Raw genomic sequence first — 21791 nt, 5'->3', positions numbered from 1 at the left:
GGTTCAGGCTGTCGAGCAGGAGGTCGGGCTCCAGGCAGCCAACCATGCGTCCCTGCCAGGGCAGCACCTCGCGCGTATAGCCGCCCGCCGCCCGGGCAACCGTGGCTGGGTTTCGGTGATGGAGGTGCTGACCTGGATGCTGGAGCGCTGGACCTGCCCGATCAGCGCCGTCAGGTCCTCGGTCATGCGGTTGAAGGCCGAGGCGAGGACGCCGAACTCGTCCTGTCGGTCCACCGTAACCCGCTGGCTGAAGTCGCCTTCCCGCATCTGGTTCGCCGCGGCGAGGAGCCGGCCGAGCGGGACGGTGATGGCGCGTAGCAGGAAGGTGCCGCAACCGATGGCGAGCAGCACCGCCACGGCCAGGCTCACCGCCATGCCGATCTGTGCCGAGCTGCCCAATTCCGTGATGAGGTGCGTCGCCTCATTGGCCTGGGTCCTGTTGTACTCCACCCATCCAAGCAGCCCGGCCTGGAGATGTTCATAGGCGGGGATCAGCCGGGTCTGGAGGATGGCGCGCGCCTCGGCATCCCTGTCGGCCCGGCTCAGCCGCAGCACCTCGGCCTCGGCGTTCCGGTAGGGCTCGTCCAGGGCCTTCAACTCGGCAAGGTGGCCCCGTCCGTCACGTCTTGATGTCCCGCCTCCTGCAGCTTCGAGAGGCGCTGGATCGTGGCCTGGCCGGCCTGGAGGCGCTCCTCGACCGACCGCAAGGAATCCTGGCCTTCCAGCAGGATATGGGACTGCAGCAGCGAATATCGCTGGCCCCATGCGATGGCCAGTTCCGCGGCGGAATGCAGGTTGGCCGTCGTGTCGGTCTCCACCAGACGGGCTTGCTGCTTGATCTCCCCGATCCGCAGGTAGGCGATGATGCCCATGGCGAGCATGGTGGCGAGGACCACAGCAAAGCTGCCGATGATCAACCGGCGGATGGAGGTCTGCTTCATCGTGCTAATCTGCATGGCCCACTGATTCGACGGAGCTCCGCCTGCTGCTGCGCCGGGACGCTACCGGCCCGGCGGCCGAATGGCCTGGGGGCGTCTTCCCGCAAGAAGGGTCGTCGGAGTAACTCATGCATCTGCTACTCCTGATTGCGCTCTTTCGCCAGCGACTCAACTGCGGGGCGGCCTACGAAAACTGCATGCGTGAGCACCGGTTTCGGCTGGAGCGAGACATCCCAGCGGTGCCGGAACGCCGCGGCTGGGATGCGCCTCGGGCGGGCGCCGGCGCCCGTGGAACTGAGAAGGGGCGGTGCAACCCACTTCGGCGGCTGCCGTTCAACGGAACACGACGAAACATGGAGGCTGCGCATGGGCAACCGCCGCCCCAGCCGGGGCATCGGCCGCCGGATGCTGCTTCAGGCCGGAGCGATGGCCGGGGCAGGGGTGCTGAGCGGCGCCGGAGCCCAGGCCCAGCCTGACCGGGCGGCCGTCTCGGCGCTGATCAAGGACTGGCCGCGGGAGGCCAAGGCGGCCGCCGAGGAGATGCTGGGCAAATACGGCCCTCCCCAGGAGGCCACGGCCACGCAGCTCACTTGGCAGGCCAACCGCCCCTGGACCCGCACGGTGGTCTACAAGACGGGTGTCGAGCATGACTTCCCCGCGAAGCACCTGGACGTGCTGGAGCAGGCGGTTCCCTACCGGGTGCCGCTCAACTTCTTCGAGGCGCTGGCGACCTTCAACGGCAGCGTGGTGCCGGATCGGACGCGGGGGGAGCTGGTCGCGCATTGCGATCGCGAGGCGACCAATATCCTGGCGCTGAATCTGGCCCATGACATCATCCGCGGCCAGAAGACCGTGACCCAGGCGCGCGAGGCGATGACGGAGGGGATGCGCGGGATCCAGTCCGGGCAGGTGCCGGAGGATGCTCGGGAACTGCGCCTCGGCCCGCCGCAGGGGGATCTGCGGGATCCTGATACGGCGGCAATGACGCCGGCACCCGGGCAGGGCCCTGCCGTCGCGCCGGCCACCATCCGGTAGAGCGGATCGCCGTAGGGCGGGATAGCCCGGAAGCGTGAAGCTGGCACGTCATGGCGGCACCCTTCCGGGTGCCGCCATTTCCTTGGCCTCAGGTCGCCTGCTGCATGGCGGCCTTCACCCTGGGCGGGGTGAAGGGCACGGAGCGCAGGCGCACGCCCGTCGCATCGAAGACCGCATTCGAGATGGCCGAGGGAATCACCGCCGCGGAGGGCTCGCCCGCGCCCCAGGGCTTCTCCCCCGGCCGGTCGAGCAGGTCGATGTCAATCACCGGTACTTCGGGGAAGGTGATGACGGGATAGGTGCCCCAGTCCAGGCTCGTCACCATGGAGCGGTCCCAGGTCAGCTCCTCCTTCAGCGTGCGGCTGATGGTGTGCAGGACATTGCCCTCCACCTGGTTGCGCACGCCGTCGGGGTTGATGACCTGGCCGCAGTCATGGACGACGGAGAAGCGCGTCACGCGGATTTCGCCGCTGTCGCGGTTCACCTCCACCTCGGCGACGGCGCCGACATAGGTACGGTTCAGCTCGTACTTCACGTAGCTGACGCCGCGGCCCTTCGCGACATTGCCGGTGGTGTTGCGTTGCGGGGAGGGGCGGCTCTCCCAGCGGGACAGCACTGCGAGCCTGCGCAGCAGCTCCACCCCGCGCTCGTCCTTCAGGTGGCGCAGGCGGAAATCGAGCGGGTCGACGCCGGCGGCGGCGGCCAGTTCGTCCAGGAAGGACTCGTTGGCATAGGTGTTCTGCATTCGCCCCGGCGTGCGGATCCAGCTGGGCTTGAACAGCGTGTTCTCGAGCCGGTGGCAGACCGTGTTGATGTTGGGCACGGCATAGGGCAGGGCGGAGTTCTGGATGATGTTGCCCGGCGCCATGGACTCCTCATGCGGCAGCCCGGCCAGCTCCGCCGGAACCAGCGCGACATTGCCGGCGGCACCCTGGGGGATGAAGAACTCGGATTCCCAGGCGATGATGTTGCCCTGCGCGTCGAGGGCGGCGCGCAGGTCGATCAGCGTCGGCGGGCCCTTGGGGTCCCAGCCATGCTCGTCCTGGCGCGCCCACTGCACGCGCACCGGGCGGCCATCCATCGCGCGGGTGAGCAGCGCGGCGTCGCCGGCCGCATCCTCATGCCCGTTGCGGCCATAGCAGCCGGAACCCTCCAGATAGATGCAGCGCACCTGCTCCTCGGGCATGCGCATCATGGCCGCGATCTGCTTGCGCAGATTGTGCGTCATCTGGGACGCGCTCCAGCAGGTCAGCTTGCCGTCGCGGATCTCGGCCACGGCGCAGGAGGGGCCGAGCGAGCCATGGGTGTGGATGGCAAAGTCATAGGTGGCGGAAAGGCGCTTGGCGCCGCCGCCCATTGCATCCTTCGTGTTGCCCACATTGCTGGTGACGTCGTCCTTCGTCACCTTCGTCGCGCGGACATGCTCCCAGAGCTTGCTTTGCTCCGGCAGACCCTGCCAGTCGGACCAAGTGGCCTTCAGCTCCTGCGCCGCACGGATCGCGCCCCATTCGGTGCGCGCGATCACGCCGAGGAAGTTGCCCTCGCGCACCAGCTTCACGAAGCCGGGGATGTTGCGGACGGAGGATTCGTCCACCTCCCGGAGCTGGGCCTGTAGCGCGGGCGGGCGCACCACCCGGCCGTGCAGCATGCCATCGACCCTGAAGTCGTGCATGTAGGTGAAGCGGCCCGTTGTCTTCTCTGGGATGTCCAGCCGCGGGACGGACTGTCCGACAACCCGGAAGCTGGCGGGATCCTTGGTGGTGACGTCCTTGTCGACCTTCAGGGAGAAGTTGCGGTCGCCAATCAGCTCGCCATAGCCGAGGCCCGGGCCGCCGGAGCGGCGGCGCACGGTGCCGTCCTCCACGACGAGCTCCGCAGCCGGCACGCCGAGTCGCTGCGCGGCCGTTTCGAGCAGCTGCTTGCGGGCGGTGGCGGCGGCCTGGCGGATCTGGATGCCGCCGACCTGGATCGAAAGGCTGCCATAGGTGGGGCCCTGATCCGGCGTCAGGGCGGTGTCGCCCTGGACGAAGGTGATGCGCTCCACCGGGACGTCCAGCTCCTCCGCCGCCATCTGGGTCAGGGCGGTCCGCACGCCGGTGCCGAGATCGACCTTGCCGGAGAAGAGCGTGACCTTGCCGTCCGCGCCGATGGCGAGGAAGCCGTCCACGTCATCGAGCGCGACGCTCTTGGTGACGGCCGGGCCACCGGCCGGACGGGAGGGGCCGGCGGGGGCGGCGCCCTGCTGGGCGAGGGCTCGCCCGCTGAGGGCGAAGCCGATGACGAGCGAGCCGCCCGTCCCGAGGAAGGAGCGGCGCGTGGCCGTGGCGGTGATCATGATCTCGTCTCCCCGCTCATGCCGTACCGGACGCGCGCTTCACGGCGCGCAGGATGCGGGCATGGGTGCCGCAGCGGCAGATGTTGCTGGCCAGCGCGTCGCGGATCTCCGCCTCGCTGGGCTTGGGCGTCCGGGCCAGCAGGGCGGCTGCCTGCATGATCATGCCGTTGATGCAGTAGCCGCACTGGACGGCCTGCTCGTCGATGAAGGCCTGCTGGACACGGTGCGGGTTCTCGGGCGAGCCGAGCCCCTCGAGCGTGACGACGCGCTGGTCGGGGCTGAGGGAGGAGAGTGGCGTGATGCAGGAGCGTGCCGCCTCGCCATTGATGTGGACGGTGCAGGTGCCGCACTGGCCGAGGCCGCAGCCGAAGCGGGGGCCATGCAGCCCGAGGTTCTCCCGGAGGGCATAGAGCAGCGGCATGTCGGGATCATCGACCTCGACAGTGGTTGCGCGTCCGTTGACGTTGAGTGGCACGGTAGTCGGCATCGCAGGGATCCTCCGGCGTCCAGGCTTCCCCAACAGGGGACGGCACGAGGCTTGGTACTAAGCACTAAACGGCGCAGCACGGTCCCCGGTTGGCCGGGAAAGCCGGGTCAGGTGTCCGTTTGGGCGGTCCTGCCATCAGGTGGGTCGGGGGGCGGCCCTTCGCGGGCCGGCCCCGGTCATCCTGCCTGGCGAGCCGCGCCGGCAGGCACCGTGGTGAGCATCCGCGACAGGGCTCCTTCCAGCTCGCCGCGTCCCAGCGGCTTGCGCAGGAGCAGGTTGGTGGCACCGGTCGAGCGCCCGTCGGGCAGGTCGCCATAGCCCGTGGCGAAAACCACCGGCACGCCGCGCCCGGCCAGAAGGTCGGCCACGGGGAAGGAGGGGCGCCCGGCCAGGTTGACGTCGAGCACCGCCGCATCGATCCGCCCGGCTTCGGACTGGGCAAGGCGCAACGCCTCCTCGATCGTGGCGGCCGGTCCCAGAACCTCGCAGCCGAGGTCGCGCAGCGCCTCCTCCGTCTCCATGGCGACGAGCAGCTCATCCTCCACGAGTAGCACGCGGCGGCCGGTCAGCCGGCCCACGGCCGGCGCGATGGCTTGGCCTGCCGCTTCCGGCTTGGGCGTCCCGGCGGCGGAGCGCGGCTGCAGGCAGGTCGCGGCCAGGGTGAGGTCGCAGTGCAGCCCGCTCGCTTCCCAGTGCAACCGCACCTCGCCACCAAGCTGGCTCCGGGTCGTGGCCTCGATCAGCTTCGATCCGAAGCCCCGGCGCTGCGGCGGCGAAAGGATAGGCGGGCCGCCGCTCTCCACCCAATGCAGATCCAGCATGCCGCTGGCCGGGGCAAGGTTCCAGCTCACCATTACCTTGCCGCCCGGTGCGGAGAGCGCGCCGTATTTGGCTGCGTTGGTCGCCAGCTCATGCAGCACCATGGAGAAAGGCTGCACGGATTCCGCGGAGAGCCAGGCCTGCTCACCACGCAGGTCGGCGCGTCCGGCCGCGAGGAAGGGTGCGAGCTCCGCCTGGATCACGGCGCGCAGCTCGGCGCCCTGCCAGCCCTCCTCGGCAAGGAGGCTGTGCGCATGGGCGAGGGCCGCGATGCGCCCCTCCACCGCTTCGGCGAAGCGGCGCGGGTCCTCGGCGCGCGTGAGGCGGACCAGAGAGAGCGCCACGGCCAACACGTTCTTGGCGCGGTGGTCGACCTCGCGCATCAGCAGAACCTGCCGCTCCTCGGCCTGCTTTCGCGCGGTGATGTCGCGGGTGATTGCCAGATGCGCGTTCTGCCCGCCGGGCAGGCGTAGCGGGGTGGCATGGGTCTCCATCCGCCGCCGCGTGCCGCGCAGGCCGATGATGTCGAATTCCCAGTGCAGCGCCTCGCCCCGGCAGACCCGGTCGTGCCGGGCGCGCCACTCGGCGCGGTGCTCGGGGGCGATCAGGTCGAAGACGGAGCGACCTTCCGCTTGCGCGGCCGCGTCCGCCTCGATCATGCCCAGCCCCGCCGTGTTGATCTGCAGCAGCGTGCCATCCGCGGCGACAAGCTTGATGCATTCCGGCGTGGTGTCGAAGACCGCACGAAGCCGGGCGGCGCTGCCGGCCAGTTCCGTCTCGGCGGCGTGGCGGCCGGAGATGTCCACCAGCACGTTCACGGCGCCCGTGAGCGCGCCCGTCTCGTCGCGCAGCGGTGTCGGATAAGGGATGAAGGGGACATGCGTGCCGTCCGGGCGCTCGGCAATGGCCTCAACGCCGCGGACCGGGCGCCCCTCCTTCAGGGCCACCGCCATGGGGCATTCGTCATGCGGCAGCGGCGTGCCATCGGGAAGGCGGAGGCGCCAGGAGCCGCACCAGCGCGCATCGCCGAGCGGCGGGCGCCAGCCCCAGAGGGAGACGGCCGCCTCATTATAGGCGTCGAGCCGGCCTTCCGCATCAGTCGTGTAGACAGCGACCCCGAGCGCATCGAGCAGGGCGGGGCGGGTCCGGTCCGCCATCATGGGCGCGGTGTTGCTTTGGGCTGGTGACATTCGCAGGCCAAGGCAGCAAATCCCTCCTGGCGCGCCGAGGCCGGATGGCAGGGCGCGGCGTGCCGGTCAGACGTTTGGGTGCAAGAAAGCACAGGCAGCCTGATTGATCGGGTCGCCGCCAGCCCCCTAGCTAGCGAGCCGGCAAGGCTGGAGGCAACACAACAGCTCGCGAGGCCTTTTCCGCAAGCGTATCGGCGCCGCGGGGGTCAGGCGACGGGGCTGGAGCCGACGAGGCGCTGGAGCGCCGCCACGAGGTCCGCCGTCCGGATGGGCTTGGTGAGGACCGCTGCGCCGTGGTGGCCGGTCGGTGCCTCGCCATATCCCGTGGTGAAGAGGATCGGCACGCCGCGCGCGACGAGCATGTCGGCGAGCGGCACGACCTGCTGGCCGCCGAGGTTCACGTCCAGCACCGCCGCGTCGATCGGCCCGGCCCGATCGGCGAGGGCGATCCCCTCCTCGAGCGCGGCGGCAGGGCCGATGACCTGGCATCCAGCGGCGGCCAGGGATTCGGCCGCCTCGATCGCCACGAGCATCTCGTCCTCGGCCAGCAAGATGCGGAGTCCTTGAAGGACGCCCTGGGACGGCGGGGCGACGGAAGGCGGCGCGGCGGGCTCCAGGGCGACGGAAGGCAGCGGCGCGGGCGATGGACCGGCCTGCGGGCCAGGGACCGCGATGCAGCCGGAGCCGACGCGGATCTTTGCCCGAAGCCCAGCGCACTCCCAATCCAGGGAGACCGTGCCGTGGAGCTGGTGGCGGACGTTGATCTCGATGAGGCGCGAGCCGAAACCCTTCCGCCGCGGCGGCTCCAGGATCGGCGGGCCGCCCCGCTCCGTCCAGACGATCGCGAGGCTGGGCCCGGCCTCGCCCGGCTCTGCCTCCAGCTGCCAGCGCAGGGACACCCTTCCGTCCCGGCTGGAGAGGGCCCCGTATTTCATGGAATTGGTCACCAGCTCATGCAGCACCATCGACAGGGGCTGCACGGCATCCGGGCGCAGGATGACGGAGGGGCCCTCCACCTCCACCTGGCTGGCGGCGTTCGGGCCATCCTGTTGCCCGCCCAGCTCCTCCTCCACGAGGTCGCGAAGGGACGCGCCTTCCCAGCGGTCCCGCGCCAGCAGGCTGTGGGCGCGGGCCATGGCCGAGATGCGGCCCTCGATCGCCCGGCCGAAGGCCACCGGATCATTCTTGGGAGAGAGCTGCACGAGGGAGCGGACCACTGCCATCACGTTCTTGGCCCGATGGTCAATCTCACGCATCAGCAGCTTCTGGTGCTGGTCGGTGGCGCGGCGTTCGCGAAGGTCGCGCAGGATGACGGAGATCCCGATCGTCCGGCCGTCGGCCGCCAGCATCCGCGTGGTGGTGATGGCGACCGGGATGCGCTCGCCATTCTTGGCCATGCGGGTGGCCTCATAGTCCCGGATCGTCTCGCCGGAGAGGGCCCGGCGGAAGAGCGCGCCCTCCTTGTCCTCCGGCGGAACGATCAGCTTGATCGTCGCGCCGACCGCTTCCGCGTCGGAGTAGCCGAACAGGGATTCCGCGCCCTTGTTCCAGGTCTCGATCCGCCCGTTTTGGCCCGACATGCTGATGATGGCATCGGCGGCCGAGGTGACGATCGCCGCCAGCCGCGCATTGGCCTCCTCGCCCAGGCGCTGTTCGGTCACGTCCTGCAGCACGGCGACGGCGCGGCTCGGCCGCCCATCCGTCCATTCGGAGACGGAGGCGAAGACGCGGATCCACAGCACGCCGCCCCCGCCCGGGATGATGCGGTGCTCGGAGGTGCTCTGGCCGGTGGCCAGCAGCGTGCTCAGCCGCGCCAAGTAGGCATTGGTGTCCCCTGGATGCACATGCTTCGCCAGGGGGCCGCCGACCAGTTCCTCCTCGTCCCGTCCGAAGATCTCGCAGAGGCGGCGATTCACCCGTTCGACGCGGAAATGCCGCAGGTCCAGCTGGGCGACACCGACGGCCGCAGTCTCGAAGATTGCGCGGAACTCGGCCTCGCTGTCGCGGAGGGAAAGCTCGCGCGCCTCCGTGGCATCGGCCATGGCGTTGAAGGCGGCGGCGAGGCGGGCGAATTCGGAGCGTCCGCCCCCGATGCGGAGCCGCGCCGAGCTGTCGCCCGCGCGCCACTGCTCCGCCGCCTCGAGAAGGCGGTTCACCGGCCGCCGCACGAGCCTGCGGGCGCCGAGGATGGTGAGGCAGAGGGCGAGCAGGGTGCTGCCGAGCAGGACCAGCGCGCCTTGCCGCTGGACTTTTGAGGCCCCGGCGAGAACGGCGGCATGGTCGAAGCCGAAGATCACCGTATGCGTGCCGCTGGCGCTGGCCGGGATGTAGGCATAGGTCCGGCGGACCCCATCAGCGCCTGTCGCCTCCTCGGCGCCTTCCGCCGGCCGGTCGAGGAAGGCCCGGATCGGGCCCTGCAGCGGCTTGCCGACGCTCTGCATGCGGCCAGGCCGGGCGGCGAGGACGATACCTCCGCGATCGACGACTGTGAGAATGGCGTTGGGCGGGATCGGGACGCGGCCGATCTGCTCCGCGAGCCAGTCCAGGCCGACCGAGGCATGGACCACGCCCGCCATGGCGCCCTGGTTGTCGTAGAAGGGCTGGGCGAAATGGAAGCTGCCCTCCCCCGAGGCGCGGCCCAGGACAAAGTTGCCGACGACGAAGCCCTTCTCCGCGACGGCGCGCCGGAAATACTCACGGTCACCGATGTTGTTGCCATAGGCACCGGGCTGCGCCGAGCAGACGACCTGCCCGTCCAAGGTCGCGGTGGCCAGCAGGACGTAGCGGGGGAAGTCCGCAATGATGCGCTGGAAGAAGGATTGGCATTCCTCCTGGTCCAGCACCCGCACGGCGCGCAGGTTGCCGAGGGCGGTGAGAAGCTGCCGGGCGCCGTCCGCAAGCCGCTGGTGATCGGCCGCCACCAGCCTGACCAACCGGAGCGCGTCATCGCGCTCTGCCATCTCCCGCGCGCGTCCGGCATCCAGCGCGCCCCAGACCAACGCTCCCAGGACGGGAAGCAGGGCAAGGCCCACGAGCGACAGGAGACGGGAGACCAGGGACATCAGCTTGCACCCAAAGCAATATCACCAATCTGTTATCATCAGATCCGGGCCGGTCCCTGCGCCGACTGCGGGTGGTCATACATGCTGTACCGCGGCTGCGCGAGCGCCGGCCGGCGGTGCGCAAGCCGGGGAGGGCGGTCTCCGAAACGCCGGGAGCCGCGGTCCTCTGTCCATGAACGGTTGTAATGAACAAAATACAGATGTAAATGTCGGGCCAGCCGGAGCGAGCCTGCCATGACCAGAGCCCTCTATATCCACGCTGCCCATGACGCCCGCGTGGCCCCTTTCAACCTGCGGGAGGGGCGGCCCGGGGAGACCTTGCTGGAGGTGGCCTCCGTCGGCCTCTGCGGCAGCGACCTGCACTACTACAAGGACGGCGGCATAGGCTCGGCGCACTGGTGGCGGTGGACCCGAACAAGTCCTGTGGCCATTGCGCCTATTGCCATGCCGGCCATGCGAATCTGTGCCCGAATGTGGAGTTCATCGGCACGCCGCCTTTCGACGGGGCGATGACGCAGCGCATCTGGGTGCCACGCAGCCAGATCGTGCCGCTGCCGGAGCAGTTCTCGCCGCTGGATGCGGTGATGCTGGAGCCGCTCGGCGTCGCCATCCATGCGGTGGACCTGGCGAAGCCGCGTCTACTGGAACGCGTTGCGCTGTTGGGCTGCGGCCCGATCGGGTTGCTCATCCTGCAGGTGCTGAAGGCAGCCGGGGCCGGGGAGGTGCTGGCGGTGGATCCGCTGGATCACCGGCGCGCCATGGCGCAGCGGCTTGGCGCCGATCGCGTTGGTGCATCGGTCGCCGACATCCAGGGCTGGACGGAGGGCGAGGGCGCGCCGCTCGTCATCGAGGCGACGAATTCCCCCACCGGCTTCCGTGACGCGGTGCTCTCGGCCCGGATCGGCGGGCGGGTGGTGTTGGTGGGCATCCCCGATGGGGACACCTACACCCTGCCGGCGGCGGATGCGCGGCGGCGCGCGCTGACGATCAAATTCTCCCGCCGCATGGGCGAGGTTTATTCGCGCGCCATCGCGTTAGTCGCGGCCGGGAAGGTGGATGTCGCCTCGCTCGTCACGCATCGCGTGGCGCTGGCAGCGGCGGCGGAGGCCTTTCGCAACCATGCCGCCGACATGCCGGGCGTCATCAAGACGCTGATCTATCCGAATGGCGTGGAACGCGCCGGCTAGCCCCATGCAGGAGGCGGACGGGCTGCTGCTGGCAGTCGATGTCGGGGCGCTGTCGGCCCGGGCAGGACTGTTCGACGTCGCAGGCGGGCTGCTCGCCAGCGCCTCCGCCGGGTTCGAGCTTCTGCGCCCCGCGCCGCATCACGCCGTGTACCGGATGGAGGCGATCTGGGCCGCCGTGATGCGGGCCATTCGCGATGCACTGGCGCTTCACCCCGGGGCTGCCGCGCGCGTGTGCGGGATGGCCTTCGATGCGACCTCCTCCCTGGCTTTGTCCCACCGCGGCGCGCCGCCGCTGGAGGGCGGGGCGGATGTCTTCTGCTGGGCCGATCATCGGGGAGAGGCGGAGGCCGAAGGCGTCACCGTCACGGGCGACCGGCTGCTGGACTATACGGGCGGCACGCTTTCGCCCGAGATGCACCTGCCCAAGCTGCTGTGGCTGAAGCGGCATGATCCGGCTGCCTGGGCGCGGGTGACCGGTGCGCGGAACCTGTGCGACGCGCTCGCCTGGCGCGCCACGGGGGAGGACCGGCACTCGCTCTGCGGCTTGGCCTGCAAATGGCCCTTCCTGCCGGCCGATGGCGAGGGAGCCTGGCGGCGCGGCCTGCTTCAGGAGTTGGAGCTGCCCGACCTGCTGGAGCGCGGGGCGCTGGCACGGCCGCCTTCACCGGTGGGCGCGCTGCATGGGCGCCTGGCGCCGGAGGCAGCGGCGGAACTAGGACTGGCGCCCGGGCTGCCGGTGGCGATCGGGCTGATCGATGCCGAGGCGGGAACGCTCGGCGCGCTGGACAGTGGTTTCCGTGAGGCGATGAACGGCACGCTGGTGCTGATCGGTGGCACCTCGACCTGCCTGATGGCCTTCGCGCCCGATGAGCGGCGCATCCCCGGCGTCTGGGGGCCATTCCGCGACGCGGTCTTCTCCGGGCTTTGGCTGCATGAGGCGGGGCAGTCCCTCACCGGCGCGGCGCTCGATGCGGTGCTGGAGCAGCACCCGGCCGGGCCGCGGCGCGCGGGGGCCGCAGAGCATGCGGCAACGGTGGCGCGCGTCATGCCGCTGCTGGAGGCGGAGGGGCCGGGCTTCGCGGCGGCGCGGCATGTCGTGCCGGACTGGCTGGGCAACGCTCGCCGCTGGGGGAGGGGCGGGCGCGGGCGCTGGTGACGGGGTTGGGAGAGGAGCGCACCGAGCGCGACTTCCTCAAGACCTATTACTCGACTGCGCGGGGAATTGCGCTGCAGGCACGGCAGATCCTCGATCACCTGGACGCGCATGGCTATGCGATCCGGCGCGTGGCGCTGTCGGGCGGACACGCGCGCAATCCCCTCCTCGTCGGGTTGTACCGGGATGCGCTGGGGCGCGAATTGGTGCTGCCGCGTGCCCCGGAACCCGTGCTGCTGGGCACGGCGATGGTGGCCGCGGTGGCGGCGGGCTGGCATCCGGACCTGATCTCGGCGGTCTCGGCGATGGGGCCGGGTGCAACGGCCCAGCCGGCGGAGCCGCGCTGGGCGCGGGCGCATGACATCGCCTATGGAATCTATCGCGGGCTGTTCGAGGCACGGAACCAGGCGATGCGCGCCTCCGCCGCCCTGGCGGCATCAGCCCACGAGTGAGAGGGCGGCCTTGGCCGTTTCTTCATCGGTGATCAGCACCCGCGGGATGCCGCCGCGCAGTGCCGCGCTGACCACCGCCGCCTTGTTCCGCCCGCCGGCCGCGAGAACCACATGGCGCACCTCGGCCAGCCGGGCGGAGGGCAGGCCGATGACGCGGTCGTTGATGGGGTGGTCGATCGGGCGGCCCCGGGCATCGAGGAACTGGCCTAGCACGTCGCCCACCGCGCCCGCCGCGCGCAGCTCCTTCACCGTCACGTCCTTTGGCAACCCGTGCCGGACCAGCAGCGAGCGCGGCGTGAGGTCGCCCAGGCTGAGCAGCGCGAGATCCACCGCGCGGATGCGCTCGAACACCTCGGCGAAGACGTCGAGCGCGACCAGCGTATCGCGCGAGGCGGCGCTGCCGGCATAGATGGGCGCGGCGAGATAGGTGCATTGCGCGTTCAGCCGCCGGGCCAGTTCGCCCGCCGTCTCGAAGGTGTTCAGCTCCAGCCCCTGGGTCAGCCCGCCCATCATGGCGGTGACCCAGAGGGAGGGCAGGTCGGCCGGGGCGATGTGGCGGATCGTCTCGTGCAGCGTGGCGCCCCAGCCGACGCCGAAGACCTTCACCTCGGTTCGCGCCAGGTAGCGCGAAAGGTAGTCGCCTGCGGCCATGCCGATCAGCCCGGCCAGCTTCTCCGGGTCCTCCGGCGTGGGGATGATGACGGCATCGGCGAGGCCGAAGTCCCGCACCAGCTGCCGCTCCAGGGCGACGCAGCTCTCCAGCCGTGAGGTGAGATGGACGCGGACGAGGCCGCTGGCCCGGCATTCCGAGAGGATACGGTTCACGCGCAGGCGCGTCAGGCCGAGCCTTGCCGCGATCTCCGCCTGGGTCAGGTCCTCCATGTGGTAAAGCCAAGCCACGCGCACCTGAAGCTGCTCGTCCAGACCGCTCAATCGATCACTCCCCCGCCCGCCCCGCCACGGGCCGTGCCAAGGCTGGGCGAAGTGCCCGCGGATGTCACGGGGCGGCGTGCATTACAATTGCGTTCGGTGGTTTACACGTGCTTTCCTCCTGGCTGCCTTGTGGCGCAGTCCAGGGAGCGGACAGCTGAGGCCGCCTGAGCCGGGCTTCTTCGCGGGCGCCGATAAGGGCACCGAAGCGTGCCGCTGTGTCACAGGGAAGGAACGAAGATGGCCGTAGCATTCCCCCGTCGCATGGTCCTGGCTGCCGGCGCCGCCGCGCGAGATCCGTTTCTGGCACGCCATGGGCAGAGTGAATGGCGAGCGGCTGGAGGAGATGACGCGGCGGTTCGACGCGTCCCAGTCCGAGTACACCGCTTCGCCCATCTTCAAGGGCACCCATGACGAGCTGATCAACGCGACGGTTGCGGCATATCGCACCCGGAACCAGCCGCAGCTCGAACAGATCTATGAGCGCGGTTTCATGACCATGTTGCTCTCCGGCGCGGTGATGCCGGTGCAGGAGCTGATGGCGGTGCAGCGCCACCAGATCAACTGGGGTAACTCCATCAAGCCGATCGCCGGCTACTACACCCAGAAGGGCCAGCTGGCGGCGATGCCCTTCAGTTCCTCGACGCCGATCCTGTTCTGCAACAAGGCGCATTTCGCCAAGGCCGGGCTGGAGAAGCCGGCGGAGAACTGGCAGGCGCTGGAGCAGCAGCAGCGACAGGTGAAGTCTGTCGGCGGGCCCGGCAGCATCATGGCCGATGACTATCACTGGAGCTGGTTCGAGAATCACCGCGCCATCAACAACTTCCAGTATGCCACCAAGAACAACGGATTCGGCGGGCCGGACACGGAGTTCACCTACAACAAGACGCCCATCGTGCAGCAGGTCGGCCGCATGAAGCGCTGGATGGATGACGGGCTGCTGCAGGTGGCGGGGCGATGCAGGCCGCTAGGCCCGACAGGGTGATGGAAGCCAAAAGGACCCAGGTCTTGCTCATCGCCGAGGCACCTCCTTCGTCGGGTTTGGAGGGACGAAAATCGACATGTGGCGGTGACGAGCCCATGCGATCCTTCGGAGTCGGGATCGGATGCGTGCCGCGCAGACCGGCGGAGAAACGAAGCCGATGCGCAGGACCGCACCTGCCTGCACGGCGTGACGCCCCGCGCAAGTCCGCAGCGGCACGCCAGGGTCTCGTATTCGTTGCGGAAGAAGGTGGCCGGGGATGGTGGACCGGGGCAGGCTTGAGTAGGGTCCTGCTCCGTTCCTGGGACAGCGCTGGCGGTGTCGAAGCCTTCCCGCCTGGCCCGGGTGCAGCAACAGGAACGCCAGTTCACGACGCGCAACGCCGTCGCAAGGAGTCGCTCCGGATGCTTCGCTTCGCCCTATCTTTTCTTGCCACCCTGCTGTCGGCGCTCTCCTTGGCCCATGCGCAGGAGGCGCCCTGGCCCAGCCGGCCCATCACCATCATGAACGGCTTTCCCAGCAGCGCCGGCACCGACATCTACGCCCGCAAGCTGGCCGAGCCGCTGAGCCACGCACTCGGCGTGCCCGTGGTGGTGGACAACCGCACCGGCGCGGGCGGCAACATCGCCTCGGACCTTGTCGCCAAGGCGCGGCCGGATGGCTACACCTTCCTGCTGGCGACCGCCGGCACGCATGCCATCAATGCTGCCCTCTACAAGCGCCTGTCCTTCGATGCCTTTCGTGACGTGACGCATATCGCGCTGTTGGGCGACGTGCCGAACGTGCTTCTGGTGCACCCGCAGCATTCGCCCGGCATCCGCAGCTGTCAGGATCTGATCGCCGTCGCGAAGGCGCGGCCGGGGGCTCTGAACTACAGCTCCACCGGCAATGGCGCCTCCACCCATCTGAGTGCCGTACAGCTGGCCCATGCTGCGGGGATCAACGTGACGCATGTGCCTTATCGCGGGCAGGGGCCGGCGATGACGGCGCTGCTGACGGGAGAGGTGACCTTCTTCTTCAACCAGAGCGGCCCGAGCATTGCGGCCGTGCAGCAGGGGCTGGCGCGCGCGCTGGCGGTTTCCACCCCGCGCCGGCTGCCGCCGCTGCCCGACGTGCCGACAGTGGCGGAGGCTTGCAACCTGCCCGGTTTCTCCAGCACCACTTGGTATGGCCTGCTGGCACCGCCCAACCTGCCCGCCCCGATCCAGGAGCGGGTGAGCCGGGAGGTGATCCGCATCATCAGCCAGCCTGAATTCCGTGAGTGGCTGGTAAACAACCAGGGCATCAGCCCGGCTGAGGATCCGAGCCCCGAAAACTTCCGCCGCGTCCACCAGGCCGACATGGCGCGCTGGGCGGAGGTGGTGGCCCAGTCTGGCGCGACGGTCGACTGAACGCGCATGGCGGCGGCCCCTATATGGGGCCGCCGTTCACCGGCGGATACGCGGCAGCATCTGACTTGCCGAACAGGGAAGATCAGACTCCTCGACCGCGGCCCATGAAGTTCATGATCAGTACGATGACGAAGATCACAAGGAAAACGTAGAACAGGATCTTCGCGATTCCAGCCGCCGCGCCCGCGATGCCGCCGAAGCCAAGGACCGCGGCGACGAGTGCGACGACCAGCGCGATAATGGCCCAGTGTAGGAGACTGCCTGCTGGCATGTGTGCCTCGTCTAGGTATGTTGCTGGGACTTAACCATGCCGGTGCGTACAAGTTGCGGGCGCCGCCCCGGCAGGGCGGAGCGAGGGCACCCTGCGTCTGGAAAGGGGAGTGAGGCGCCCTGAAGAGCCGCCACGATCGGAAGCGGCCAGTGTCACCCTTCGACCTGGCCACGGCGGGTGATGGGGCAGGGGGATGCCGATTCAGGTGCGGCAGCGGCGCTTCAGGGCGGTGTTCACATACGGGGCGGGATGAGGGGATTACGTTTCGTATCCACGACGCCAATGCGGGCCGCATCATCGTCTCGCGCTTCGAGGCGGTCGGGGGGGGCGAGGCGTTGGTGGATGGACCGTTGGCGCTCGACGGCGTCTCCGACACCGGCGCGCCGATCCGGCTCGACTTCCTCGATCCCGGCGAGGCACGCAGCGACGGCTTGTTTCCGAGTTGCCATGCCCTGGATGTGCTGGAGGTGCCGGGCGGCCGATCCGGATGGCCATGCCTCGGACGTCGTGGTGGCGGATGCGGCCGTGCAGCCGGACACGGCGCGGAGGGGTGGCCAGCACTGCCTTCACGCCACCCCCTATCGGATCTTGCGGCGACATTCAAAGGAACGGTCCTCATCCGCGAGGCGGCACCGGCCAGTGCATGAGCGAGTGCGGGGCCACCAATGGGGCGGATGGTTGCACTTGGGTAAGCATGGCGCGGTGCAGGGTTGTGGGCCGTTCGGGATTCTCTAAATCATGAGACGCCTGAAGGAGGCAGGCAGGGTAAACTTCTGTTGAAGTCCCGGCTTTGTGATGTAACTATGCCGTACCTGCCGCGGGGCCACCCGGCAGGTAGGCCCTGTAACCAGGGGCTTGGTGCACCATCCACGCCCGAAGGTCCCGTCTATGTCCCAGTCCAAGTCTGTCGAGCTTGCCAGCGAAGCCCAGGCCGCCTTGCTCGGCCTCACGCTATTTGAAGTGGCGCAGGCTCGGGATTGGGCCCTGGCCCTGGCCCGGCGCACGGGTGATCTGTACCAGGCCGAGGCTATTACCTCCGCGGATGGTGCCGTGATCGTCGGGATGGTCACGCCTTCCTCGAAGCAAGATGCCTACATCATGCCAGGCGACTTCAACTGGCACATCCTGCGGAGCTATAGCGGCATCCAGTTGGTGCATCCGGTCAATGGCGGGGCTATTGCCACATTCACGGACATCGACTCGGCCCTGGCGGAACTGGCCTGCATCGAAGACGGCTTCACCATGATGCGTGCTCCGTCGGAGAGCCCCATGGAGGAGATCCGCGCAGTCGCCTGAAAGGGGCGGCCTGCCTTAACCGGCACGGCGGACAGGAGCAGAGCGGAACGAGCGGCATCCGTTCAAGGCTGCGGGCGCCGGCGGTAGTGCATTATCCTGACTTTGGACTTGGTCCCCGGTGTGGCGCTGCCCTTGGCAGAGCCACGAGAGATCTCCGATCTCCATCGCATCCCGCCATGCGCCAGTGGCTGCGCCGAACCGAATAGGGCGCCCTTGCTCGCCCACCAGTTGCTTTTCGCGCGGCACACACATCACCAGCGTGCATTTGGCCTGAGAAACCAATAGTTTGGCTTGGTTCACCTGCAGCAACCAGGATGCTGAAGCTTTCTTGTTGAGCCTGCGTTCCATTATGGTGACCGTCCCGCTGAGGGTGGCCTGCATCTTCAACCAATCGCAGGGGATCCCGAAGCTGAGAAGGGTGGGCCAGTGTCCAACGGGATGCGCACGAGCCTGGGGTTGTTGTCAGTGGTGGGACGCCGCGTGTGGCGCAGGCGGCATCAATCCAAGTGGGTTGCAGCGCACCCCGCTAGTCCAGGCGAGGCGCCGGGTGGTGGCACCGGGGAGCGGTCCAAGGCTGAGCGCCTTGAGGTCGTGCTCGCCGGCATGAGCGACGGCGTGATGATGATCGATGGAGATCTGCGCCTCGTCGAATGGAATGCGCATTTTCCGGAGTTCACCGGCATTCCCCCTGAGATGCTGCGGGTCGGGTTGCCCATGGAGGAGATCCTGCGCGTCCAGGCGGCAGCGGGCGAGTTCGGCGATATCGATGTCGAGGGGGAGGTCGCCCGACGGATCGCCCTGCTGCGGGCCGGAGGAAGTTCCGGCACGATCGAGCGCAAGAGGCCGAACGGGCGGGTGATGGAGCTGCGCCGCAATCCGCTGCCGGAGGGCGGTTTCGTCACGCTCTACACCGATGTCACCGCGAGGCGGCAGGCGGAAGAACAGCTTCGACAGGCGCAGAAGATGGAGGCGGTCGGGCATCTCACCGGCGGCGTCGCGCATGACTTCAACAACCTGCTAATGATCATCCTCGGCAATCTCGAGATCGTTGAGCGCTCGCTCAAGGGGTCGGACATGCAGCGTGCCTTGCGCGGGATCGAGGTGGCGCGGAGCGGTGCGCGCCGTGCCGCCTCCCTTACGCAGCGGCTTCTCGCCTTCTCGCGGCGCCAGCCGCGTGAGCCGCAGCCGGTCAATGCGAATACGCTGATCGCCAACCTGTCCGATCTCATCCGCCAGTCGGCCGCGAGCAACATCGTGGTGGAGTTCGCACTGGTGAGCCAGCCCTGGCTGACGCTGGCGGATCCGAACCAATTCGAGATCGCCGTGCTGAACCTGGTGATCAATTCACGTGACGCGATGCCCAAGGGCGGCGTGGTCACGATCGAAACCGCGAATGTCACGCGCGGCGCCCTGGGCGACCCGCATTCCGTTCCGGTTCCCGGCAATGAGTTCGTGCAGATCACGGTGCGGGACAACGGCAGCGGCATGCCGCCGGAGGTGGCCGAGCGGGCTTGCGAGCCGTTCTTCACGACGAAGGGGGCGGGGAAGGGGACAGGGCTCGGGCTTTTCCAGGTGGTCGACTTCGCCACCCAGGCCGCCGGGCATGTGCGGATCGACAGCAAGCCGGGAAGCGGGACCGCGGTGACGATCTATCTCCCGTGCCTGGTTACCGATGAGCCGGTGGAGGGGACCTCCCCGAAGTCAGGCGATATCAGCAGCGATGCGGGGCGTGGCGAGAAGATCCTGGTGGTGGAGAACGAGCCGGACATCCTGGCCTATACGACAGAAGGTCTGGAGGCGCTGGGCTATCATGTCCTCGGCGCACAGGATGCCTCCTCCGCGCTGACGATCCTGGAGGGCACGCCGGATGTCGCCATCCTGTTCACCGATCTTGGGCTGCCTGGCATCGATGGGCACCAACTCGCTTGGGAGGCCAGGCGCCGGTGGCCCGCCTTGCCGATCCTCTACACTTCCGGCGGCCCCGAGAGTGCCTCGTCCGGTGATGGCTCGTCGGGTTTGGGGAGCGACTATCTCGTCAAGCCATATGCGCTTCCTAAGCTGGCCCGGATGATTCGGGGGGTGCTCGACGCGCAGTTGGCCATCAGGACGCCCGACCCGGCCTAGCGGCCGGTACGGGCATCCCCGTGCGGTTGGCCGGGCACTGCGACTTGGGTCAGGCCGTAAGGGCGCGCCGCAGGACGCTGTTCAGCGTGCCGAGCGTTACCGGCTTTTCGAGGATTGAATCGGCCGGAACGCCGAGTTGCAGTAAGTCCTGCCGGTCCCGATTGGTCATGTAGCCGCTGAGGACGACGATCGGCAGGTCCGGGCGGGACGCGCGCAATTGCCGCACGAGGCCCACGCCGTCCAGATTCGGCATGCGGACATCCGTGAGAAGGATGTCGAAACGTGTCCGGAATGATTCCTCGAGTGCGATGAGACCGTCCGGCGCGCAGGTCACGCGGAAGCCCGCCTCGTCCAGGGCTTCCTGAATCATCATCGCGATGGGCACCTCGTCTTCGGCGACGAGCACATGCGGCGCCGTCCCGGTGCCTAGTGACATGCCGTTCTCATCGCGGAACTCGCCCCGGTATGTTCAACCTCCTCAACCCCCACTTCGTGCCTCGCCTTTCGGTCACCCTGCCAGGTGAAGTGCGCTCTGTTTCCCGCAAAACGAGCAACTTCGGATGCGGTAGGGTAGGAGCGTTGAGTCACGTTTGCGCGATTCTCGCTTCTTAAGGCTCCGCTGTGGCCGCTTGGCACCTTGCCGGGGAGCACTGCGGGGCCGGAAGCGGTTCCGTGCCGGCCATGGCTCCGCCGCCTTCGCGCATGCCTTTAGGGCAGGCGGATAGGACTGCTGCCGTTGATCTCGGGAGGCGCCATGCCAAGGCTGGCGGGCTGAAGCTGCCGGGTGGGGGCGGGCGGATGGCCCGCGGCGGTCAGGCCGCCTGATCGCTTCTGGCGGCCGGCAGGCCGGCGCGCGCCAGGTAGTCCTTCTTACTGGGCTGCAGGTGATCGACGCAGAGCTGCGCCAGCAGCCAATTGTCCCGGCCCTGCAGCATGTCGATCATCAGCTGGTGCTGGGCGTGGGAGACCGAGAGTGAAGCCGGGTCGGCCAGGGTCTTGGCGCGCACCGGCAGGCTGAGCCGCATGTAGTGCTCGATCGTGGCCAGCAGGTACTCGTTGCCGCAGGCGCCGAACATGCGAAGATGGAACCGGTCGTTCGTGTCGTGCACGCCGCGCAGGTTGTAGGCCGCCATATGGCCGGCCAGCTCGGCATTCAGGGTGAGCAGGTCCCGCACCAGCTCCCGCGGCGCCGGGAGCGGGATCAGCAGCGCGGCCTGGCGCTGCACCAACTCGCGTACCTCATAGATCTGCGCCACCTGGGCCGGGGTGAGCGAGCGCACCGTGAAGCCTTTGTTGCGTTCCCGCACCGCGAGGCCGAGGCGCTCCAGCCGGTCCAGCGCCTGGCGGACATAGTGCCGCGAGCCGCCGAAGCGGGCGATCAGCGCGTCCTCCACCAACCGCGAGCCGGGGACGAGGCGGCCGAAGATGATGTCCTCCTGCAGGGCGAGCACCATGTCCGGCTCCTGCGGGCGCGCGCCCCCGGGAATGGCGATCGGGGGCAGCGTCATCGCGCCGTCTCCAGGGCATAGATGGCTTCAACCAGCCCCATCGTCTTGAGATTGTCGGCGGGGGAGGTCTCGAAACCTGCGCCATCCACGAGGCGGGCGATCACCGCATTGCAGGCGCCCTGGCAGCAGGCGGCGAGGTCGTAGCGCCGCTCATCACGCGTGCCGTCCGCGGCGTCCGGTCCCGGCAGCATCCCGGCGTTGAGCGGCGTGGCCAGGGTATGGCGGGGCGCGCCGATGCGGCCGGCGGCGATCCAGACACGCATGTCCCGGTAATAGGGGCGGAAGCGCCAGTTCTCATCCACCATCAGGCGAGCACGATCCGCACCTGCGCGAGCAGCGCCTCCGGAAGGGTGGGAGCGGGCGCGCCGCAGCCGTGCCGGGAGCAGGTTCACCGGCGGGCTGCAGAGGAAGCGCGCGACGAAGGTATCGGCGCTCATATGCGAGCGTGTAGGACTGGAACACCATGGCGATGTCGCGGTCCTTGGCCGGCGCGGTGTTCATCGTCGGGCTGCCGATGGCGAGGCGCCGGGCGCTGATGCTCTGCCGCGCCACCGTGCAGCCATCCCGGCACGGATCGAGGCATTTCCTGCTCCCCTAAGTCGCTTATCGCGCGCAGGGAAACCGTACGGTA

At 68.8% G+C, this 21791-nt stretch carries 19 protein-coding genes and 1 pseudogene; 9 read left to right on the top strand and 11 right to left on the bottom strand.

Annotated elements, in window-relative coordinates:
- Positions 1–3 precede the first annotated feature (3 nt).
- Positions 4–597 carry a HAMP domain-containing protein gene (locus GSE44_RS10100; protein ID WP_159348673.1) on the bottom strand — a complete coding sequence of 198 codons (594 nt, stop codon included), beginning with the start codon at positions 595–597 and terminating at the stop codon, positions 4–6.
- Complete coding sequence (locus GSE44_RS10095) at positions 594–956, bottom strand: hypothetical protein (protein ID WP_159348672.1); 363 nt, start codon at positions 954–956, stop codon at positions 594–596. The genes GSE44_RS10100 and GSE44_RS10095 overlap by 4 nt, the downstream gene beginning before the upstream one ends.
- Positions 957–1304: 348 nt before the next feature.
- On the opposite strand from GSE44_RS10095, the gene GSE44_RS10090 reads away from it, so the two are divergent.
- Positions 1305–1973 (top strand): hypothetical protein, encoded by a 669-nt coding sequence (locus tag GSE44_RS10090; RefSeq protein WP_201306013.1) that lies wholly within the window; start codon positions 1305–1307, stop codon positions 1971–1973.
- An 88-nt stretch (positions 1974–2061) separates the two neighbouring features.
- Here GSE44_RS10090 and GSE44_RS10085 read toward each other — a convergent pair whose 3' ends face one another.
- The 4 genes from GSE44_RS10085 to GSE44_RS10070 all read right to left on the bottom strand — a co-directional run bounded on the left by GSE44_RS10085 (position 2062) and on the right by GSE44_RS10070 (position 9866).
- On the bottom strand, positions 2062–4308 hold the full coding sequence (locus GSE44_RS10085) for a xanthine dehydrogenase family protein molybdopterin-binding subunit (RefSeq protein WP_159348671.1): 2247 nt from the start codon (positions 4306–4308) through the stop codon (positions 2062–2064).
- A gap of 16 nt (positions 4309–4324) precedes the next feature.
- Positions 4325–4795, bottom strand: a complete 471-nt coding sequence (locus GSE44_RS10080) for a (2Fe-2S)-binding protein (RefSeq protein WP_159348670.1) — start codon at positions 4793–4795, stop codon at positions 4325–4327.
- A 176-nt stretch (positions 4796–4971) separates the two neighbouring features.
- The gene (locus GSE44_RS10075; protein WP_159348669.1) at positions 4972–6774 is read right to left on the bottom strand and encodes a PAS domain S-box protein; all 1803 of its coding nucleotides are present in this window, start codon (positions 6772–6774) and stop codon (positions 4972–4974) included.
- A 236-nt stretch (positions 6775–7010) separates the two neighbouring features.
- On the bottom strand, positions 7011–9866 hold the full coding sequence (locus tag GSE44_RS10070; protein WP_159348668.1) for a PAS domain S-box protein: 2856 nt from the start codon (positions 9864–9866) through the stop codon (positions 7011–7013).
- A gap of 398 nt (positions 9867–10264) precedes the next feature.
- Here GSE44_RS10070 and GSE44_RS10065 point away from each other — a divergent pair, with 398 nt between their 5' ends.
- Positions 10265–11053: a zinc-dependent alcohol dehydrogenase gene (locus GSE44_RS10065; RefSeq protein ID WP_159348667.1), complete on the top strand. Its 789-nt coding sequence runs from the start codon at positions 10265–10267 to the stop codon at positions 11051–11053.
- Positions 11031–12658: pseudogene (locus tag GSE44_RS10060) on the top strand (FGGY-family carbohydrate kinase). The gene GSE44_RS10065 and the pseudogene GSE44_RS10060 overlap by 23 nt, the downstream one beginning before the upstream one ends.
- Here GSE44_RS10060 and GSE44_RS10050 read toward each other — a convergent pair.
- Positions 12644–13591: a sugar-binding transcriptional regulator gene (locus tag GSE44_RS10050; RefSeq protein ID WP_201306012.1), complete on the bottom strand. Its 948-nt coding sequence runs from the start codon at positions 13589–13591 to the stop codon at positions 12644–12646. The pseudogene GSE44_RS10060 and the gene GSE44_RS10050 overlap by 15 nt on opposite strands.
- A gap of 310 nt (positions 13592–13901) precedes the next feature.
- Between GSE44_RS10050 and GSE44_RS10045 the strand changes: the two genes are divergently transcribed.
- Together GSE44_RS10045 and GSE44_RS10040 are read left to right on the top strand one after the other, a co-directional pair.
- Positions 13902–14573 carry an extracellular solute-binding protein gene (locus GSE44_RS10045; RefSeq protein WP_159348665.1) on the top strand — a complete coding sequence of 224 codons (672 nt, stop codon included), beginning with the start codon at positions 13902–13904 and terminating at the stop codon, positions 14571–14573.
- A 401-nt stretch (positions 14574–14974) separates the two neighbouring features.
- Positions 14975–15961 carry a Bug family tripartite tricarboxylate transporter substrate binding protein gene (locus GSE44_RS10040; RefSeq protein ID WP_159348664.1) on the top strand — a complete coding sequence of 329 codons (987 nt, stop codon included), beginning with the start codon at positions 14975–14977 and terminating at the stop codon, positions 15959–15961.
- An 82-nt stretch (positions 15962–16043) separates the two neighbouring features.
- Here the strand turns inward: GSE44_RS10040 and GSE44_RS10035 are convergent, their stop codons facing one another.
- The gene (locus GSE44_RS10035; RefSeq protein ID WP_159348663.1) at positions 16044–16232 is read right to left on the bottom strand and encodes a DUF1328 family protein; all 189 of its coding nucleotides are present in this window, start codon (positions 16230–16232) and stop codon (positions 16044–16046) included.
- A 149-nt stretch (positions 16233–16381) separates the two neighbouring features.
- Between GSE44_RS10035 and GSE44_RS10030 the strand changes: the two genes are divergently transcribed.
- The 3 genes from GSE44_RS10030 to GSE44_RS10020 all read left to right on the top strand — a co-directional run bounded on the left by GSE44_RS10030 (position 16382) and on the right by GSE44_RS10020 (position 19652).
- Complete coding sequence (locus GSE44_RS10030; protein WP_159348662.1) at positions 16382–16879, top strand: PrpF domain-containing protein; 498 nt, start codon at positions 16382–16384, stop codon at positions 16877–16879.
- Between the two features lie 241 nt (positions 16880–17120).
- The gene (locus GSE44_RS10025; protein ID WP_159348661.1) at positions 17121–17528 is read left to right on the top strand and encodes a hypothetical protein; all 408 of its coding nucleotides are present in this window, start codon (positions 17121–17123) and stop codon (positions 17526–17528) included.
- A gap of 438 nt (positions 17529–17966) precedes the next feature.
- Entirely contained in the window at positions 17967–19652 is a 1686-nt protein-coding gene (locus GSE44_RS10020; RefSeq protein WP_328799068.1) for a PAS-domain containing protein, read from the top strand.
- 49 nt (positions 19653–19701) lie between these two features.
- Here GSE44_RS10020 and GSE44_RS10015 read toward each other — a convergent pair whose 3' ends face one another.
- From GSE44_RS10015 to GSE44_RS10005, 3 genes are all read right to left on the bottom strand, one after another.
- On the bottom strand, positions 19702–20088 hold the full coding sequence (locus tag GSE44_RS10015) for a response regulator (protein WP_159348659.1): 387 nt from the start codon (positions 20086–20088) through the stop codon (positions 19702–19704).
- 376 nt (positions 20089–20464) lie between these two features.
- Positions 20465–21160 (bottom strand): GntR family transcriptional regulator, encoded by a 696-nt coding sequence (locus GSE44_RS10010; protein WP_159348658.1) that lies wholly within the window; start codon positions 21158–21160, stop codon positions 20465–20467.
- Complete coding sequence (locus tag GSE44_RS10005; RefSeq protein ID WP_159348657.1) at positions 21157–21597, bottom strand: hypothetical protein; 441 nt, start codon at positions 21595–21597, stop codon at positions 21157–21159. The genes GSE44_RS10010 and GSE44_RS10005 overlap by 4 nt, the downstream gene beginning before the upstream one ends.
- 32 nt (positions 21598–21629) lie before the next feature.
- On the opposite strand from GSE44_RS10005, the gene GSE44_RS26220 reads away from it, so the two are divergent.
- Complete coding sequence (locus GSE44_RS26220; RefSeq protein WP_268893642.1) at positions 21630–21758, top strand: hypothetical protein; 129 nt, start codon at positions 21630–21632, stop codon at positions 21756–21758.
- The last annotated feature ends 33 nt before the right edge of the window (positions 21759–21791 follow it).

Source organism: Muricoccus harenae (assembly GCF_009848505.1).
GTDB lineage: Bacteria > Pseudomonadota > Alphaproteobacteria > Acetobacterales > Acetobacteraceae > Roseomonas > Roseomonas harenae.
Note: the sequence above shows the minus strand (reverse complement) of the source record. Positions and strands in the feature narration are given on the sequence as shown.